Source organism: Halorubrum saccharovorum DSM 1137, assembly GCF_000337915.1.
Classification (GTDB): Archaea; Halobacteriota; Halobacteria; order Halobacteriales; family Haloferacaceae; genus Halorubrum; species Halorubrum saccharovorum.
Window position 1 is genome coordinate 52,667 of record NZ_AOJE01000005.1, and the last position, 17,211, is coordinate 69,877.

Genomic DNA, 17,211 nt, shown 5'->3' on the forward strand with positions numbered 1-17,211 from the left:
CCGGCCCGTTTATCCGCGATCCGCCCGTGGCGGCGCACGTATGAGTGGAACCTCGGCGACGGCGGAACGGGAGATCGACCGGAACCTCTTCATCACCGTCTCGGGGCCGCCGGGCTGCGGCGCGACGACGCTGGTGGAAGGGATCGCGGACGCGCTCGACTGCGGCTACGTCTCCGGCGGCGAGCTGTTCCGCGAGATCGCCGCCGAGCGCGACATGAGCCTCTCACAGCTGATCGCGAAGGCCGGCGAGTCCGAGGAGATCGACCGCGCGCTCGACAAGCGACTCCGCCGTATCGCCGAGAAGTGGGGGGCCGCGAACAAGGCGTTCGTCCTCGAATCGCGGCTCGCCGGCTGGATCGCCGGCAACCGCGCCGACATCCGGATCTGGCTCGACGCCCCCGACGAGGTGCGCGCCGACCGCACCCTCGACCGCGAGGAGATGACCTCGGAGATGCAGGTCCGCGAGGTGATCGAAGAGCAGCGCTACCAGTCGTACTACGGGATCGACCTGTCCGACCGCTCGATCTACGACCTGGCGATCAACACCGGGCGCTGGGACGCCGAGGCGACGCTAGACCTGGCGCTCACGGCGATCGAGGGGTACGACGTGGAGGCCGACGAGGGGGCGTTCGACACGCCCGACTTCGATATCTGAGGCGGCTCGCGGGTCCAGGCGGGCTACAGCGTGATCACGTGGTCGACGCCGACCTCGCCGAGCGCCGCGTAGAGGTCCGGGAAGCAGCCGACCGTCGCGCCCTCGACCGTGTCCGTCGGCTCGTAGTGGTCGCGACCGTGCTCGTCGGTGTGATCGAACTCCGCGAGCCCGCGGCGGGTCGCGCACTGGTCGCACAGCATGAGGAGGATCTCCTGCTCGGCGGCCACGTCCGCGAGCCGCTGTCCCAGCGGGTCGTCCTCGCGGAGCGCGTAGGTGTTGTCGTGGAAGAAGAACATTCCGACCACGTCGACGCCGTGGGCCTCGGCCTCCAACTGCGGGAGGATCATGTCTCCAAGCACGTAGTCGATGGTCTGTCCGGCCGTCGCGAAGACGTACGCTACCTTCATAGATCGACCACGGCGAGCGGGGGAATGGCTCGCGCGACTCCGGCGGCTTTCCCCGCCATCGGTGACAGTCAGACCACGACCGATCCGAACGGGTACGCCGGCGTGTCAGCCGTCCAGACGGTCCCCGACTCGACGTCGACGAGGGACACCCGGTCGTCGTCGTAGTGCGAGACGGCGAGCCGCCCGCCGCCGACGGGAGTCGCGACCAGCCCGGGCGCCGGCGTCTCGACGACCGCCCCGTCGAGCGATCGGAGCCGGGCGGCACCGGCGTCGAGCACCCACCAATCGCCGGCGATTTCGAAGAGCTCGACGGGCCGGGAGAACCCCTCGTGGACCACGATCGGCTCCAGGTTCCGGCCGAGCTCGTGGACGACGCCGTCGCCGCGGCCGGGAACGAATACGCGGTCCTCGGTCGCGACGAGGTCGTAGGGATCGGCGCCGACCGCGGCTTCCGTGTGGACCGGCTCGGCTGAGGCGGCGTCTCCCCCGACATCGCCGCCGGGATCGAAGGCGATCACGCGGGCGCCGCGCTGGTCGACCGCGTACCCGCGGTCCCCGTCCGGCGAGAGCGCGACGCCCTGGACGCGGACGCCCGGCCCGGCGTCGATCGCGCCGATCCGCTCGCGGCGCTCGGTGTCGACGACGTCGACGACGCCCTCGCGGCGGCTCCCGGAGTAGAGCCGGTCGCCGTCGGGAGCGACCGCGATCTCGTGCGGCTCCGCGCCGACGGCGACGCGGTCGACGAGCGTCAGGCCCTCGGGGTCGATGACGGCGAGCGCGTCGCCGGCGGAACAGGAGACGTACAGCTCCCCGTTCGCGGTCGCGAAATGGGACGGTCCCAACACGCCGGTCTCGATCCGAGTCACCTCGCCGTCCGGGTCGACCGCGGTGACGGCCCGCTCGCCCATGGTCGCGACGACGGTCCGCCCGCGACAGGTCGTCGCGTGGACCGGGTGGCTCCCGACCGGGACCTCGCCGAGCCGCGCTCCCGTATCGAGCGCGAACAGCGCCAAGAGGTCGTCCCCCTCGCAGGGGACCGCGAGGACGCGGTCGGCGGACGTGCCGGCGCCGCTCCCGTGGCCGTCCGCGGTCATGAGCTCATCCCGTACAGGAGAAGTCGCCGCCGTCGTCGTCGCCGCCGACGCTCCCCTCCGTCTCGATCACGACGTTCGTCGCCGTCTCGACGGGGTACCGCCCGCGGTCGCTATCGACGTTCGCCCACTCGCCGAAGCCGCCGTCGTAGAGCCGCACGTCCTCGAACCCGATCGCCTTCAGCGTCAGCCACGTCGAGGTCGGGTCCACGTTGTCGTCGCCGTAGACGACGACGGTCCCGCCTCGGTCGAGTTCGGCCTCGACCTCGTACAGCCGGACGAGCCGTCCCGGCTCCGTCATCTGCCGCCCCGCGACGTTCCCGACCCAGTGGACGTCGACCGCGCCGGGGAGGTGCCCGTGCCGGTCGTGGTCGTCGTTCAGTGCGTCGGAGCCCGCGGCGGCGAGGTACGCCTCGGGCACGCGCACGTCCACCAGCCCGGGGCCGTCCCCGTTGAACGTCCCGACCCGGTCGGCGAGCCACTCGCGGGTGACCCACGTCGACGACGCGGGGTCCGGCTCGTAGTCGGTCGACGAGACACCGTCCCGCGACCCCGTCCCGAGGCGGCCGTTCCAGGCCGAGAGCCCGCCGTTGAGGACCCGAATCTCCCCCTCGTGGCCGACCGCGGCGAGCGCGAACGCGACGCGGGTGACCCGGGAGCCGACGCTCGCGCCGTAGACGAGCACGTCGTCCTCCGGGCTCACGCCGATCTCGCCGAACGCGGTCGCGATCGCGTCGGTGTCGGGCGCGTCGCCCGCCTCGGTCGACTCGCGGGCCGTGATCGCGTCGAAGGGGACGCGTCGGGCGCGGTAGACGCGCTCCTCGCGGAACCGATCCGCGTCGCGTGCGTCGAGAACGACCGTGTCCTCGCGGTTGTCGGCGAGCCAGCTCGGCCCGACGAAGTGGCCGACGTTCCCCGACACCTCGCTCCGCGCCGCCACGTCGGCGGGGGTCGTCACGCCGAGACAGCCCGCCGTGCTCGCCGCGCCCGCGACGGTCGCACCGGCCGCCGCGCGCAGGAGGCCGCGGCGAGTCGCGTTCTCCGAGGCGCCAGAGGCGTCGGAGTCGTCTCCGGCCTCGCCGTCGTCTGTCGAACGTTCTCGTGTCATCCGCAGTAGCAGTGGTCGTCCATACACCACGACGCCTCCATCTCGCCGAACGTGACCCCGAGCGAGGCGAGCGACGCCTGTACCCTCGCGACGGCGTCGCCCTCCGGGCGGACGGTCCCGCCGGCGGCCCCCGTGGGCGCCTCGCCCACCCCGATCGTCTCGACGACCTCGCGGCTCGCGTGGTCGATCACGGCGACCTGGTTGGCGTCCTGTACGGGGACGTACAACTTCTCGCGGGTCGGCCCCCACGAGGCGGAGATGGCGCTTCCCCCCACGTCCAGCGTCGTCTCGTACTCGAAGCTCTCCAGATCGATCACGCCGACGCCCTCGCCGGGGATGAGGAGGTACGCGGCCTCGTTGTCCGGGGACACCTCGCTCGTGATCGGCGCGCCCGGGAGCCCGTCGTCGCGGGTGATCTTCCCAATCTCCTCGGGGCTCTCCGGGTCGGAAATGTCCCAGAGGCTCTCGGAGCCCTCGCGGGGAACCTCGGGCTCGCCGCCGAGCGTCCCCTCCCCGTTCTCGACGAGGAGGTACTCCCCGTCGAACGCGGCGGTACACATGAACGGGAGGACGTTCCCCTCGGTGACCGGCTCGCCCGCGTCGACGCGGGCGACCGTCTCGAACGGGTCGACGCTCAGCACGCGGATCGCCTCGTCGGCCACGTCGACGACGAACGCGTAGTCGCCGTCGGGCCCGAGCGTCATGTCGCAGGGGCCGACGTAGCCCGTCTCGATCTCCGCGGTCACCTCGCCGAACGCCTCGCTGTCGCGGTCGGCGTCGACGCGGAAGATCGCGTGGTTCTCGTCGCCCTCGGGCGCCATCCCGGTGGTGCCGCCCGACGCGATCAGCAGGTGATCACCGTCGGGCGTGACGTTCGGGTAGTTCGGGCCGTAGCCGGTCTCGACGAAGGCGACCTCCTCTAACGTGCGCTGGTCGATGCCGCGGACGCCGCCGGAGACGTTGAGCCAGAGCACGTCGTGGTCGGCGTCGGTCCCGGTGGAGTACTGGTTGGCCGGGAACGAGGCGGTCGTCCCGAGGAACGCGGAGGTGAGCAGCTCGTCGGACTCGGCGTCGATGACACTGACGGTCCGGTCCCCGTTGTTGAACACGAACATCGTCGGCGCGGGGTCGTCGCCGCCCCCGCCTCCCCCGCCGGAACAGCCCGCGAGCGCGGCCGTCGCCCCGACGGCGCCGGACGTTCGGAGCAGCCGACGCCGGTCGATCCCCTCCGCGAAGGGGTTCCGGCGGTCGTCGTTCGCCAGGTCGCTCCCCTTCGCGGGGCGCGGGGGCGCGTCCCCCTCCGAGGGACCCGAAGCCGGGTCGGTCGTCCCGCAGCCGCAGTCGTCGCTCATACCCCAGCGACGCGTCTCACGGCTAAAGGCTCCCCGGACGCCCCGTTCGTTGCCCCGTGTGTCACGTATCGGCAACTATTGCTTTTTCCTCCGATCCGAGGGAGCCGTTACCGTCTCCAGCGACGCTTTACGTGCGGGAGCGTGTGTTCCGGTAATGTTGCTGTCGCCCGTCGCCTACGTCGGCGTCTCTATCGCGGTCGGGTTGTCGTTCGGGATCCTGCTACAGAAGGCGCGGTTCTGCTTCGTCAGCGCCTTCCGCGACTTCGTCGCGTTCAAAGACACCCGCGTGCTGAAGGGGCTGCTCGCGGGGATCGCCGTGATGACCGTGTTTTGGAGCGTGCAGGCCACGTTTGGCTACTTCCGCGGCTTCTGGACGCCCGCGTGGGGGCTCGGCTCGCTGTTCGGCGGGTTCGTCTTCGGGCTCGGCATGACGCTCGCCGGCGGCTGCGCCTCCGGCACCCTCTACCGCGCCGGACAGGGGTACCTCCAGTTCTGGCTCGTCCTCCTCTTCATGTTCGTCGGCTACGTCCTCTTCGCGTTCGCGTTCCCCGTCGCCGAGACGTACTACTTCGCGACGCTGAACCCGTTCGAGGGGCAGACGCTGTACCTCTCCTTACCGTTCTCGCCCGCCGTGACGGGGGTGTTGGCGGTGTCGCTCGGTACCGTCGCGTACGCGTTCGTGAAGGGGAAGAGCCAGCTCCCCGACGACCCCTCCGGCGGGGCCGGCGTGGGCGCCGACACCCGCGCGCAGGCGGCGGTCGGCGCCTCCCGAACGCTCTCGGCCGTCTCGGTCGGCCTGCGCGGCATCGCCGACGGCACGGTCGCGTACGTCCGCGCGCTGCGCGACGACGACCGCCCGCTGAAAGTCCGACTCCGCGACTCGTGGGACGCGCGGACCGCGGGCGTGGCGATGGCGCTCGTCGCGAGCCTCTGGTTCTACGTCCACGGCCACTGGGCGATCACCGGCAGCGAGGCGCGCTGGGCGGGCTACCTGCTGGCGGGCGCCGGCTTCGACGTGGCCAGCGTCGAGTACTGGGGCTCGATCCTGTTCCGCGACGGCAACATCTCGCTGACCATCGACATGGTGATGATCGCGTCGCTGATCGTCGGCTCCTTCGTCGCCGCGTACGCCTCCGGCGACTTCCGGATCCGCAAGCCGAAGCTGAATCGGGTGCCGAACTACGCCGCGGGGGGCCTCCTGATGGGCGTCGGCTCGCGGCTCGCCGCCGGCTGCAACATCGCGAACCTCTTCTCCGGCGTCGCGCTGCTGTCGGTCCACTCCTTCATCGCCGGCGCGGGGATCATCCTCGGCGTCTACGTGATGACCCACTACATGTACCGGGAGGTCGGCTGCGCGATCTGAGGCATACAGCAGTATCGGATTCGTGGGGCCGTCTCGAACCGCCGCGAGCCTTCGTCAGACCTCGACGTCGAAGGCGACGGATACGGACCTGACTTCTCCGGTTTCTCCGTCGATCAGGCCGTGGTAGACGAACCGGTACCGCCCCGAAACGAGATCCGGACAGACCCGAACCCGATCCGGATGCCGGCTCGCCTCGACGATTCCGGCCTCGGTCAGTTCAAGATGCCACGTGTGTCCGCCCTCGACATCCTCGTCGGTGTTGCTCAAGGGACGGCCCTCCTCGGCGGCGCGCACTTCGGTCCACCCCTGTTCCGTGTATATCTCGACGTTCCACTTGTCCGCGTTGCCCCTCACGGGCGCCGTCAGTGTGATTTCGGTCGTATCACCGTATTCGTACGAGAGAGCGTCCACCCGTAGCGAGGCGCTCCCCGCGTCGCCCCACCGCAGATTTGCCGATTCGTACCCAGTGGGATATCGTTCGAGCGCGTCGTCATCGCACGCGAACTCCGTCGGAACGTCGTCCGGGTTCGCCTCTGGTCTAACGTTTCCCTTGGAGCCGCCGAGACACCCCGAAATAGCCGTGAGCGCCGATCCAGAGCCGACGATCGCTAGAACTGTTCTCCGTCTCATCGTTGAAGGCAGGAGATCACTCGTGGAGCCATTCGTACCACTCACCGAGATCGACGAGGTGGTTTTCGACCCCCTCTGACCCGTACTGGGAGAACACCTCGTCGACCGTTCGAGCGAGTCCCTCCGGATCAGCGTCGGGGAGCTTCTGGTCGTGGTAGAGTAAGATCCCCGCGTGGTCGTGTTCGTCGTGTAGCGACTCGAAATCCTTCGCGTTGTTCGTCAGCAGGACCGTGCCGGACTCGCCGCACCACGAGACCAGTTCGGCGTCGGTTGTACGTTCACCGAACCTGTCTTTCGCCTGCTCGATGTCGTACCCGCGTTCTCGGAGTGTCCGTTCGAAGACGCGACCGACGTGTTCGTCGAGGAGGATCTGAGGCCCCGTCACTGCACGGTCTCTTTCGGCTTCAGCGACGATTCTCGGAGACGCTCGAACGCCGCCTCGTTCTCCTGTTCGAGTTCCCGCATCTCTTCGATGTGAGCGTAATAGTGAGAGAGGGACTCGTACACCTCTGCGAGGGACACGTCGAACTGATCCGCGACCTGAGCGGGGGACTGTCCGCCACCGATCACCCGCGCGGCGACGTGGCGCACGCCGACCCGCGTTCCGTCGATTCGGGGTTCGCCGCCAAGTACGTCGTCGTCGCGGATGATACTCATACGGTCAGGTTAGTTCCCTCATCGGTTATATTTTTCCGGCTGACGGCCCGTCGCAACGGGTCCCGATCGACGATACCCACTGCCCGTGTCGAGGACTATTAAGGCCGCTTGGGGCGGTAAAACCGCTTAAAAGGGTCGCCGACCGTCGCTCAGGCGTCCGCCGCCGCGCCGGTCTCCAGGTCGAAGTCCCACTCCTCGTAGCCGCCGGACATGCTGGCGACGAGCACGCCGTCCTCGACGCCCTCGTAGCTCTGGATTAACATTGCGGCCTGCTTCGACGACTGGCCGACCGGACACGCGCAGACCACGTCGGTGTCGTCCCAGTCGATGTCGGGGACGCGGGAGGGGAGATCGCCCAGCGGGACGTTGATCGCGCCGGGGATGTGGCCCCGCTCGTACTCCGCCGGCGGGCGCGTGTCGATGACGCGGACGTCGCCCTTCTGGACTCGCTCGTTGACTTCCTCGGGGGTGAGTTCCTCGACCATGATTACTCCTTCCGCATGAAGATCCGGTAGCGACCGTCGCCCGACTTCCACACCTTGGCGGTCGCGTCGTCGCCGACCGCCTTCGGGACGTTCTCCGTGCTCGGGACGTGGTCGGTCTTCTGGACCAGCACGTCGCCGGCGTCGAGCCCCGCGATGGCCTTCTTCGCCTCGACCTGCGGGTACGGACAGACCTCGCCGGTCATGTCCTGTACCTCGGTCGCGTCGTCCAAGAGCGACTCGGCGGTCGCGTCGTCGAGCTCGTCGGGCATCTCGACGACGTCGTCCCACGATGGTTGACTCATGGCGAGTCGTACGCGTCTGCCCCGGTAACCCCTTTCGTGACCGGCAGGCTTCTCCCGTATCTCTGACGGATGATCGCCGCGTACGACCGCGGTGACCGTCGAGAACGCCGTTTCCGTCGGACTCTTATCGGGGAGCGATCTACGGGACCCATGAGCGAATACGTCGTCGACGAGTCGGCGATCTTCGAGACGCCGCTTCTGGAGCTCGATCTCGACATCGAGTCCGACGCGGACGTGTACGCGAAAGCCGAGTGGTTCAACCTCTACGACGCCCCGCACGGCGGCGGCTCGGTCAAGTCGCGGATCGCGAAGGGAATGTTAGACGGCGCCGAGGAGCGCGGCGACCTCGACCCCGGCGTCACCGTGATCGAGCCCACCTCGGGCAACACCGGCAGCGAGGTCGCGCGCCTCGCGAACGCCCGCGGCTACGACGTGGAGATCGTCATGCCGGACAACGCCGCGGGCGGGAAGGTCGACGCCGTCCGCGACGCCGGCGCGGAGATCCACTTCGTCGACGCCAACCTCGGCTACGACGCCGTCATCGAGCGCTGCGAGGAGATCATAGACGCGGATCCAGGCGCCTACTACCGGCCGAACCAGTACGAGAATCCCGACAACCCCGGCACACACGAGCGAACGACCGCCCGAGAGATCTACGAGGCGACCGACGGCGAGGTGACCCACTTCGTCGCGGGCGTCGGCACGGGCGGGACGGTCACCGGAACCGGCCGAGGGCTGACCGACCTGACCGACGGCGCGGCCGAGATCGTCGGCTTCGAGCCGGACGAGCAGCTCCACGCCATCGACGGGCTGAAATACCTCAAGTCGGGCGACCACTACCACCCCGACACGTACGACGAGTCGGTCCTCGACCGGACGGAGTACGTCACGACTTCCGACGCCTACGACCGCGCTCGGGCGCTCCGCGAGCGCTACCTGGACAGCGAGATCCCGATCGCGGACCCCGGCCAACACGACGAGGCGACGATCCGCGAGCACCTCCGGGTCGACGACCAGTTCGTCGTCGGCACCTCCGCGGGCGGCGGCGCGGCGGCGGTCGCGGGGCTCGACGAGGCCGGCGCGATCGCGGACGACGACGTGGTCGTGTTCATGCTGTGCGACCGCGGCGACAAGTACGCGGACATCCCGCTGTGGGAGGAGTATCTCTGAGAAAACGACCGCGTCGCCGCCGGTGTCTGCCCGGCGTCGCCGTCGGGGTCGAATCGCCCGCCGCTGGCCGTCGTGGTCAAATCGCCTGCCGCTGGCCGTCGGGGTCCTATCGCCCGCCGCTGGCCGCCGGGATGACCCGGACCTGCGCGTCGTCGGGCACGTCCGCATCGAGGCCGTCGACGGGCGTTCCCTCGACGTAGACGTTGATGAACTCCTTGATCTCGCCGTCCTCGACGACGCTGTCTCTGAGCTCCGGCCCGTGTTCGTCCGCGTGGTTCTCGAACAGCTCGCGGACCGTCTCGCCGGCGACTTCGACCTCGGAGGTCGAGGATCCCCCGACCAGCACGGCCGGCAGTTTGATCGTTGCCATACCCCCCGGTTCGCCGTCCTCCTCAAAAAGGGACCCGCCGACGGCAATGTACACCCCGGTCTAACACGGCTCGTCGGACGAAAAAACGGAGAGTGCCGGTCGTCTCCGTCGATCGCCGTCGAGACGCGACCCGCTCAGTTCGCGGCGGGACGCCACGGATCGGTCGTTCGTCGCGATCGCATCTCCGAGAAGGCGGCAGTTCCTCAGGCGGGCGGCCGGCTTATGGGTTTCCGGCGCCAAGGGGTACCGAATGAGCGATCTCGATCTCGATCCCACCCAGCTCGACCGGTACTCCAGACACATCATCATGGACGACGTGGGTCCCGAGGGGCAGAAGGCCCTGCTCGACGCCGAGGTGCTCGTGCTCGGGGCGGGCGGGCTCGGCGCGCCGATCATCCAGTACCTCGCGGCCGCCGGCGTCGGCACGCTCGGGATCGCCGACGACGACGAGGTGGAGCTGTCGAATCTCCAGCGCCAGGTGATTCACGGAAACGACGACGTGGGACGCAAGAAGGTCGACTCCGCCGCCGACTTCGTCGAACAGCTCAACCCGGACATCGACGTGCGGAAACACGAACTGCGCGTCCGGCCCGACAACATCGAGGAGCTCATCGACGGCTACGACTTCGTCGTCGACGGGACGGACAACTTCGCGACGCGGTACCTCGTCAACGACGCCTGCACGCTCGCCGGGATCCCCTTCTCGCACGGCTCGATCTTCAAGTTCGAAGGGCAGGTGACCACGTTCGCGGGCGACGACGACTCGCCGTGTTACCGGTGTCTGTTCCCCGAGGCGCCGCCGGAAGGGATGGTCCCGAACTGCGCGACCGCGGGCGTGCTCGGCGTCCTCCCCGGCACCGTCGGCTGCCTGCAGGCGACCGAGACGGTCAAACACATCATCGGCGAGGGCGAGACGCTCGACGGCTCGATGCTCTTCTTCGACGCGCTCGACATGGAGTTCGACAAGGTCGAGATCCCCAAGCGCGACGACTGCCCCGTCTGCGGCGACGACCCCGCCATCGAGTCGGTCCACGACGTGGAGTACACCGCCTCCTGCGCGATCGACGTCGGCGGCGACGACGAGGCGGAGCCCGAGATCGAAGCGAGCGACTGACCGGCAAAAGAATCAAAATTCGACAGCAGAACGGACAGATTTGCGCGGTCTATTCTTTATCCTCTGCATCTTTCTCAGTCAGAAGTAGACTTCTGAGATAGCTGTCGCCATCAACAGCGGAGTCTCGTTTTATATATTCATCAGGCATCGCACGTCCGAGAATTAGAAAGAAAAGGCCGCTGATCGCCAGGCCCAGGAAGGTCACATACCACTCAATTGGATCGGTTATTGTGGCAATTCCGGCCGTTGTTAGGCCGAGGATTCCAACGAAGATGTTTAACTTCCCAATCGCAAGTAGTGTCTCAAGTGACTGGATCACGCCGTTATTGCGCTCAATCCTATCTCGATAGCGTCTCAAACGTTCTCTCAGATAATCTTGTTCCGACTTGGTGTCTCCAGTGAGAACGCCCTCAATATCTGTAACCGTGCCAATCGAACCAATCGCCCTCGCTTCTGTACCGATCATGCCGTTACATATCGCACTAATCGCAAGCGCAAGCCCAGAGAGGGTCAATATCCCGAATTGACTTAGACAATAATCGGGTATTACGTACACACTACAATTATCTGTACCAGTTCGTGTAGAATACACCGTGATAGAAGAGACAAGTAAGCCGGCGAGAACTAGAATTATACGTAATGTCTGCCGTGCTTCTTTTGCGAATGCTGTTAGAACGTTTCTCTGCTGATTCAGTCGCTCTTTCGCGTTATTGTACTCCTCATGGAGAGCGGAGGTGTCTAAATCGGGTCCACCGGGGTTAGATGAGTCGTAATCCATCTATAATTTGTACAGACATATGAGTGGTTAGTGTAAATAGATAATCCGAATCAGATCTGCTGTCGCTATTGTGCGTGGTATATTATCTCTTAGCGCTCGCTCCGCACGGAAACGGTCTCCTGTTCGAACCCCTCGTCGTCGCCGCGCCAGCGCCACGAGCCGACGAACGGGTAGCCGTCCAGCGCGCAGATGACGTACGAGTGGCCGGGCCACGTCGCTCGCGCGGCGTCGGTCTCGCTCGGGTGGGTCGGCCCGGTCGGGTGCGAGTGATAGAACCCCACCACGTCGAGCCCGTCGTCCTCGATCGCCTCGATGAGTTCGAACTGCTCCTCGGGATCGATCAGGTACCGGATCTGGGGCGTCTCGGCCACGTTCTCGGCCTGATACGTGTCAGTGACGACGCTCGGCTCCCCGTCGTCGCCGTGGGTGCCGGCGAGCACGCCGCAGATCTCCGCCTCGCCGCCGCCGTACGCGTGGTAGACGATGTCGTCGTACGCCGCCCGTGAGAGCTCGATCATGGGTGATGCCAGGCCGCTCCGCCGGATAAGTCCGTCCCGTCCGGCAAGCGACGCGTCCCGTCCGAGGTAGCGGCAGGGGTTGGTCGGCGCGGTGACTTTTTACAGCCGCCTCCGGAAGCGCCCGTATGAGCGACACTGCGGCCGAATCGCCCGCGCCGACCGCCGACGAGGCGCTCCACACGACCCTCGACGTGCCGTTCGACGACGCGGTCCCGTTCGTACAGATCGAACACGAACTGGCCGACTTCGAGACGGTCCGCGTCACTCGACTCGACGAGATGATCGGGGGAATGCTCGGCCACGACGACGTGGAGCGCACCGCGCTGATCGTGGTCTGCCACCCGGAGATCGCGTACGACGCGCTCTCGATCGACCCGACGCTCGCCGGGATGCTCCCGTGCACCACGCTCGTGTACGAGCGTGAGGGCGACGACCTGGTTCACGTCCACCACGTGTCGGCGACGAAGGCGATCCGCGACCTCGGCTGCGCGCCGGGCGACTGCGGCGACGCCGTCGACGACCTCGTCGAGAAGACGGGCGAGCTGATGGCCGTCGTCTGGGACAACATCGAGGAGCACGGCCGGAAGTAGCGGGCCGGAAGTAGCGGGCCGAAAGTAGCGAGTCGGTCGTGGCCGAGGCCGCCGTCGCCATTCAGGCCGCGATCCGCGCGGTGACGCGTTACAACCCTTCGGCGCGCGTTACAGCCCTTCGACGCGCCGCAGTTTCTCGCGCACGTCGCCCGGCGTGGCGTACGGGCCGCCCTGCACGCGGTGGTCCGGGAAGAGAATCGGGATCGGGTTCTCGCGGAGCGCGCTCGTCACCAACTCCAAATCCTCCGGGTCGTCCGCGTCGAGCGCGGCCAGTCGCGTCAGGCGACTGACCGAGACCTCCTCGCCGTAGGGGATCGTTTCGAGCGCTTCGAGGACCGCCCGCCGGTCGGTGGGAACCGTGAGCCCGGTCGCCACGTCGTCGAACGCGTCGCGCTCGCCGCCGAGGTGCGCCTCGATGCGGTCGAGCAGGTCGTGGTCCGCGGCCGCGTCCGCCGGCGCCGTCGCCGGGAACGACACCGAGATGACGCGGCCGCCGGCGAAACCGACCTCGATCGCCCGTCCGATCCCGTCGAACTCGCGGGCGAAAACGCCCGACGTTCCCGTCGTGTCCATACCCGTAATCCGTGACCGCGACGGTTAAATCGACGGGAGACGCCCGACCCGGAGGTCGGCGTCGCGAGCGTACCCGGCGCCGAGACGACCGCGCCCGCAAGCCTTATGAACAGATACGTGCATTAGTGTACACTAATGGAGGATCAAACCGAGCTGGCTCCCGCGGTCAGATCGATCCTGTCGGCGGCCCGGGACCGGGCGGCCGAGGGCCGATCCGGCGAGGTCGCCGTCGAGCCGCGCGGCCTGCGGGCGGCGTTCGACCGCGCCGAGGCGGACGGGCGCGTCCCCGTGATCGCCGAGGTGAAGCCCACGAGCCCGACGACGGAGGGCACCCGCGAGGACGACCCGGTCGCGCTCGCGGAGGGGATGGTCGCCGGCGGCGCGGCCGCGCTCAGCGTGCTCACCGAGCCGGCGCACTTCGGCGGGAGCACCGACACCCTCGAACGCGTGCGCGAGGCGGTCGACGTGCCCGTCCTCCGGAAGGACTTCGTCGTCGCCGAGGCGCAGCTCGACGCCGTCGAGAGCGACGTGGTCCTGCTTATCGCCCGGTTCGTCGGCGACGACCTCCCGGACCTGCTCGCCGCCGCGCGCGACCGCGGCTTCCAGGTGCTCGTCGAGGTCCACGACCGGGACGAACTGGAGCGCGCGCTCGACGCGGGCGCGACGCTCGTCGGCGTGAACAACCGCGATCTGGCCGAGCTGGTCGTCGACCTCGGAACCTTCGAGTCGGTGGCGCCCCGCGTCCCCGACGACGTGACCCTGATAGCCGAGAGCGGGATCGGCTCGCCCGCCGACGTGCGCCGGATGCGCGCGGCGGGCGCCGACGCCCTCCTCGTCGGGAGCGCGATCATGGACGGCGACGTAGAGGCGAACACGCGCGAGTTGGTGCGGGCGGAGGCGAGGGGCGGTGCGGTCGGTTCGGACGCCGACGGAGACGGCGCGAACGACGAGAGCGACACCCGAGACACCACGGAGACATCCACATGAGCGAGACCGACACGCGGACGACGGACGAGACGGAACGGGCGCGACGACCCGGCCGCGAGCGCGGCCGCGACGACGGGAAGTTCGGCCGCTACGGCGGCCAGTACGTCCCCGAGGCGCTGATGCCGGCGATCGAGGAGCTGACGGACGCCTACGAGCGCTACGTTCTCGGTAACGAGGACGGGTTCATGGACGAGTTCCGCGAGCGCCTCGCGGACTTCGGCGGCCGGCCGACGCCGCTCCAGCGCGCCGACCGGCTCTCGGAGCGCTACGACACGGACGTGTTCCTCAAGCGCGAGGACCTCGTCCACGGCGGCGCGCACAAACTGAACAACGCGCTCGGACAGGTTCTGCTGGCGAAGTACATGGGCAAAGAGCGGATCGTGGCGGAGACGGGCGCCGGCCAGCACGGCACCGCGACCGCGATGGCGGCCGCCCACCTCGACATGCCCTGTGAGATATACATGGGCGAGCGGGACATCAACCGCCAGCGCCCCAACGTCTTCCGGATGAAGCTCAACGGCGCCGAGGTGAACCCCGTCACCGCGGGCCGCGGCACGCTGAAGGAGGCCATCTCGGAGACGATGCGCGACTGGGCGACCACCGTCGAGAACACCCACTACGTCATCGGCTCGATCGTCGGCCCGCACCCCTTCCCGGTGATGGTCCGCGACTTCCAGGCGGTCATCTCCGAGGAGGCGCGCGAGCAGGCGATCGAGAAGACCGGCGGCCTCCCGACCGACGTGGTCGCCTGCGCGGGCGGCGGCTCGAACACGATGGGCGCGTTCGCCGACTTCGTCGACGACGAGGCGGTCGCCCTGCACGCGGTCGAGGCCGGCGGCTCGACGCTGGAGGTCGACGAGGAGGCGGGCGTCGCGCCGAACTCCGCGTCGCTGTGCGCGGGCGACGAGGGGGTTCTCCACGGGGCCCGCACGAAGCTCCTGCAGGACTCCGACGGGCAGATCATGGAGAGCCACTCGATCTCCTCCGGGCTCGACTACGCCGGCGTCGGCCCCGAGCTCGCGTACCTCGTCGACGAGGGGCGGGTGAGTCCGGTCGCCGTCGACGACGACGCCGCGCTGGAGGGGTTCCACCGGCTCTCGCGCACGGAGGGGATCATCCCCGCCCTGGAGACGGCGCACGCGTTCGGCTTCTTAGAGGAGCACCACGAGGAGCTGGGCGAGCGCGTCGTCGTGAACGTCTCCGGGCGCGGCGACAAGGACCTCGACGCCGCCATCGAGGAGACGGACAAGCGCGACATCGACGAGGCGCCGGACATGTCGATGTTCACGGGGGGGATCTGAATGGCGGACCCGAGCGCGGAGTCGGCGGAGACCGGCAACTCGGAGGCCATCGCCGAGGCGTTCGCCGACGGCCCGGCCTACATCCCGTACCTCGCCGTCGGCGACCCGGACTACGACTCCTCGAAGGCGTACGTCGAGGCGCTCGACCGCGGCGGCGCGGACGTGATCGAACTCGGGCTCCCCTTCTCGGAGCCGATCGCGGAGGGGTCGACCATTCAGGGGGCGCTGGTCCGCGCGCTCGACGCCGGGATGACGCCCGACCGGTTCTTCGCGTTCGCGGAGGAGGTAGACGTCGAGGCGCCGCTCGTCTGCATGACGTACTACAACTTGATCTACCAATACGGCTCGGAGTCAGGTCCGAGGCCGTTCGTCGAGCGCGCCGCCGCGGCCGGCATCGAGGGGCTCGTCGTCCCCGACCTCCCGGCCGAGGAGGCCGACCCGCTGCGGGAGGCCTGCGACGAGTTCGGGCTGGACCTCGTCTTCATCGTCGCGCCCACCACGGTCGGCGACCGGCTCGACCGGATCATGAGCCGGGTGTCGGGGTACGTCTACGTGCAGGCGCGGCTCGGCACCACCGGCGCTCGAAGCGACGTCTCCGATCAGACCACCCAGAGCCTCGACCGGCTCCGCGAGTACGACGTGCCGAAGGCCGTCGGGTTCGGCATCTCGGCGGGCGAGCACGCCGAGCGCATCGTCGCCGGCGGCGCCGACGGGATCATCGTCGGCTCGGCGCTCGTCGACATCGTCGCCGAGGGCGTCGAGAACGACCTGTCGACCGCGGAGGTCGCCGACCGTCTGGAGGCGCTCTCGCGGGAGCTGAAGGCGGGCGCGGAGCGCGGCTACGACGCGCGCGCCGAGACGGCGGAGTCGCGGTGACCGCGGCTTCGAGCCAATAACGTCCCCGAACGAAACCGACTTACCTACGATTGCCACACACTCACACAACGACCGACACCATCATGACAGCAGGACTCTCGGCACGACTCGACCGCATATCTACGAACGACCGGTACCTCATCGTCCCCATGGACCACGGGCTCACGATGGGCGCCGTCGACGGCCTCGTCGACATCGAATCGACGATCGACGGCGTGACGAGCGGCGGCGCGGACGCGGTGCTCACCCAGAAGGGGATCGCGCCGCGCGTCCACGAGAACAAGAACGACGCGGGCTACATCGTTCACCTCAACGGGTCGACGACGATCGGCCCCGACGAGAGCGACAAGCGCGTCACGGGCACCGTCGAGGACGCGGTGCGCGCGGGCGCCGACGCCGTCTCGTTCCACATCAACGTCGGGTCGGACCACGAGCCGAAGCAGATCGAGGAGCTCGCGGAGCTGACCGCCGACGCCGACCGTCTCGGCCTCCCGGTGCTCGCGATGGCGTACGCGCGCGGCCCCGGCGTCGACGAGACCGACCCCGAGTCGCTCGGGCACGCGGTGCGGCTCGCCGAGGAGGTCGGCGCCGACGTGGTGAAAACGGGGTACTCCGGCGACGGCGACTCGTTCGAGCGCGTCACGGAGTCGACCCGGCTCCCGGTCGTCATCGCCGGCGGCTCGAAGGGGACCGACCGCGACACCGTGGAGATGGTACGCGGCGCGATGGACGGCGACGCGGCCGGCGTGTCGATGGGGCGGTCGATCTTCCAGCACGGGGACCCCGAGGGGATCGCCCGCGCGGTGTCGGCGGTCGTCCACGACGACGCGGGCGTGGAGGAGGCGCTGCGCGCGGGCGGGTTCGTGGAGGCGTAACCCGCTCCG

Annotated in this window: 22 protein-coding genes; 9 read left to right on the forward strand and 13 right to left on the reverse strand. The window is 68.5% G+C overall.

Annotated features, from left to right (window positions below):
* Positions 1–40: 40 nt before the first annotated feature.
* Entirely contained in the window at positions 41–655 is a 615-nt protein-coding gene (gene cmk / locus C471_RS00270) for a (d)CMP kinase (protein WP_004045698.1), read from the forward strand.
* A 23-nt stretch (positions 656–678) separates the two neighbouring features.
* On the opposite strand, the gene C471_RS00275 is transcribed toward cmk, so the two are convergent.
* The 4 genes from C471_RS00275 to C471_RS00290 form a co-directional block, all read right to left on the reverse strand.
* Positions 679–1,062 carry a SaoD/DsrE family protein gene (locus C471_RS00275; protein ID WP_004045700.1) on the reverse strand — a complete coding sequence of 128 codons (384 nt, stop codon included), beginning with the start codon at positions 1,060–1,062 and terminating at the stop codon, positions 679–681.
* A 68-nt stretch (positions 1,063–1,130) separates the two neighbouring features.
* Positions 1,131–2,156 (reverse strand): YncE family protein, encoded by a 1,026-nt coding sequence (locus tag C471_RS00280; RefSeq protein ID WP_004045702.1) that lies wholly within the window; start codon positions 2,154–2,156, stop codon positions 1,131–1,133.
* Positions 2,157–2,160: 4 nt separating this feature from the next.
* The gene (locus tag C471_RS00285; protein WP_004045704.1) at positions 2,161–3,261 is read right to left on the reverse strand and encodes a sulfurtransferase; all 1,101 of its coding nucleotides are present in this window, start codon (positions 3,259–3,261) and stop codon (positions 2,161–2,163) included.
* Positions 3,258–4,613: a twin-arginine translocation signal domain-containing protein gene (locus tag C471_RS00290; protein ID WP_004045706.1), complete on the reverse strand. Its 1,356-nt coding sequence runs from the start codon at positions 4,611–4,613 to the stop codon at positions 3,258–3,260. Before C471_RS00290 ends, C471_RS00285 begins: the two co-directional genes overlap by 4 nt.
* Positions 4,614–4,767: 154 nt before the next feature.
* Between C471_RS00290 and C471_RS00295 the strand changes: the two genes are divergently transcribed.
* Complete coding sequence (locus C471_RS00295) at positions 4,768–5,976, forward strand: YeeE/YedE family protein (protein ID WP_004045708.1); 1,209 nt, start codon at positions 4,768–4,770, stop codon at positions 5,974–5,976.
* A 54-nt stretch (positions 5,977–6,030) separates the two neighbouring features.
* On the opposite strand, the gene C471_RS17320 is transcribed toward C471_RS00295, so the two are convergent.
* The 5 genes from C471_RS17320 to C471_RS00320 form a co-directional block, all read right to left on the reverse strand.
* On the reverse strand, positions 6,031–6,330 hold the full coding sequence (locus C471_RS17320) for a hypothetical protein (protein ID WP_160163117.1): 300 nt from the start codon (positions 6,328–6,330) through the stop codon (positions 6,031–6,033).
* A gap of 292 nt (positions 6,331–6,622) precedes the next feature.
* Positions 6,623–6,991, reverse strand: coding sequence for a DUF5615 family PIN-like protein (locus C471_RS00305; protein ID WP_004045712.1), 369 nt, complete (start codon positions 6,989–6,991; stop codon positions 6,623–6,625).
* On the reverse strand, positions 6,988–7,263 hold the full coding sequence (locus C471_RS00310) for a DUF433 domain-containing protein (protein WP_004045714.1): 276 nt from the start codon (positions 7,261–7,263) through the stop codon (positions 6,988–6,990). The genes C471_RS00305 and C471_RS00310 overlap by 4 nt, the downstream gene beginning before the upstream one ends.
* 149 nt (positions 7,264–7,412) lie before the next feature.
* Complete coding sequence (locus C471_RS00315; RefSeq protein ID WP_004045716.1) at positions 7,413–7,748, reverse strand: rhodanese-like domain-containing protein; 336 nt, start codon at positions 7,746–7,748, stop codon at positions 7,413–7,415.
* A 2-nt stretch (positions 7,749–7,750) separates the two neighbouring features.
* Entirely contained in the window at positions 7,751–8,050 is a 300-nt protein-coding gene (locus C471_RS00320) for a sulfurtransferase TusA family protein (RefSeq protein ID WP_004045718.1), read from the reverse strand.
* A 150-nt stretch (positions 8,051–8,200) separates the two neighbouring features.
* Here C471_RS00320 and C471_RS00325 point away from each other — a divergent pair, with 150 nt between their 5' ends.
* Positions 8,201–9,220, forward strand: coding sequence for a PLP-dependent cysteine synthase family protein (locus C471_RS00325; protein ID WP_004045720.1), 1,020 nt, complete (start codon positions 8,201–8,203; stop codon positions 9,218–9,220).
* Between the two features lie 106 nt (positions 9,221–9,326).
* On the opposite strand, the gene C471_RS00330 is transcribed toward C471_RS00325, so the two are convergent.
* Positions 9,327–9,590, reverse strand: coding sequence for a MoaD/ThiS family protein (locus tag C471_RS00330; protein ID WP_004045721.1), 264 nt, complete (start codon positions 9,588–9,590; stop codon positions 9,327–9,329).
* Between the two features lie 250 nt (positions 9,591–9,840).
* On the opposite strand from C471_RS00330, the gene ubaA reads away from it, so the two are divergent.
* On the forward strand, positions 9,841–10,704 hold the full coding sequence (ubaA, locus tag C471_RS00335; protein ID WP_004045723.1) for an SAMP-activating enzyme E1: 864 nt from the start codon (positions 9,841–9,843) through the stop codon (positions 10,702–10,704).
* Positions 10,705–10,753: 49 nt separating this feature from the next.
* On the opposite strand, the gene C471_RS16750 is transcribed toward ubaA, so the two are convergent.
* Both C471_RS16750 and C471_RS00340 read right to left on the reverse strand, forming a co-directional pair.
* Positions 10,754–11,482 carry a hypothetical protein gene (locus C471_RS16750; protein WP_152421787.1) on the reverse strand — a complete coding sequence of 243 codons (729 nt, stop codon included), beginning with the start codon at positions 11,480–11,482 and terminating at the stop codon, positions 10,754–10,756.
* Positions 11,483–11,571: 89 nt separating this feature from the next.
* Complete coding sequence (locus C471_RS00340; RefSeq protein ID WP_004045726.1) at positions 11,572–12,000, reverse strand: desampylase; 429 nt, start codon at positions 11,998–12,000, stop codon at positions 11,572–11,574.
* A 125-nt stretch (positions 12,001–12,125) separates the two neighbouring features.
* Between C471_RS00340 and C471_RS00345 the strand changes: the two genes are divergently transcribed.
* Positions 12,126–12,590, forward strand: coding sequence for a DUF302 domain-containing protein (locus tag C471_RS00345; RefSeq protein WP_004045730.1), 465 nt, complete (start codon positions 12,126–12,128; stop codon positions 12,588–12,590).
* A 108-nt stretch (positions 12,591–12,698) separates the two neighbouring features.
* Here the strand turns inward: C471_RS00345 and C471_RS00350 are convergent, their stop codons facing one another.
* On the reverse strand, positions 12,699–13,163 hold the full coding sequence (locus tag C471_RS00350; RefSeq protein WP_004045732.1) for an MGMT family protein: 465 nt from the start codon (positions 13,161–13,163) through the stop codon (positions 12,699–12,701).
* A 135-nt stretch (positions 13,164–13,298) separates the two neighbouring features.
* Between C471_RS00350 and trpC the strand changes: the two genes are divergently transcribed.
* The 4 genes from trpC to C471_RS00370 all read left to right on the forward strand — a co-directional run bounded on the left by trpC (position 13,299) and on the right by C471_RS00370 (position 17,202).
* Positions 13,299–14,150: an indole-3-glycerol phosphate synthase gene (trpC, locus tag C471_RS00355; protein WP_004045734.1), complete on the forward strand. Its 852-nt coding sequence runs from the start codon at positions 13,299–13,301 to the stop codon at positions 14,148–14,150.
* The gene (gene trpB, locus C471_RS00360; protein ID WP_004045736.1) at positions 14,147–15,451 is read left to right on the forward strand and encodes a tryptophan synthase subunit beta; all 1,305 of its coding nucleotides are present in this window, start codon (positions 14,147–14,149) and stop codon (positions 15,449–15,451) included. The genes trpC and trpB overlap by 4 nt, the downstream gene beginning before the upstream one ends.
* Positions 15,452–16,327, forward strand: coding sequence for a tryptophan synthase subunit alpha (gene trpA / locus C471_RS00365; protein ID WP_004045738.1), 876 nt, complete (start codon positions 15,452–15,454; stop codon positions 16,325–16,327).
* 83 nt (positions 16,328–16,410) lie between these two features.
* Positions 16,411–17,202: a 2-amino-3,7-dideoxy-D-threo-hept-6-ulosonate synthase gene (locus C471_RS00370; RefSeq protein WP_004045740.1), complete on the forward strand. Its 792-nt coding sequence runs from the start codon at positions 16,411–16,413 to the stop codon at positions 17,200–17,202.
* Positions 17,203–17,211 lie beyond the last annotated feature (9 nt).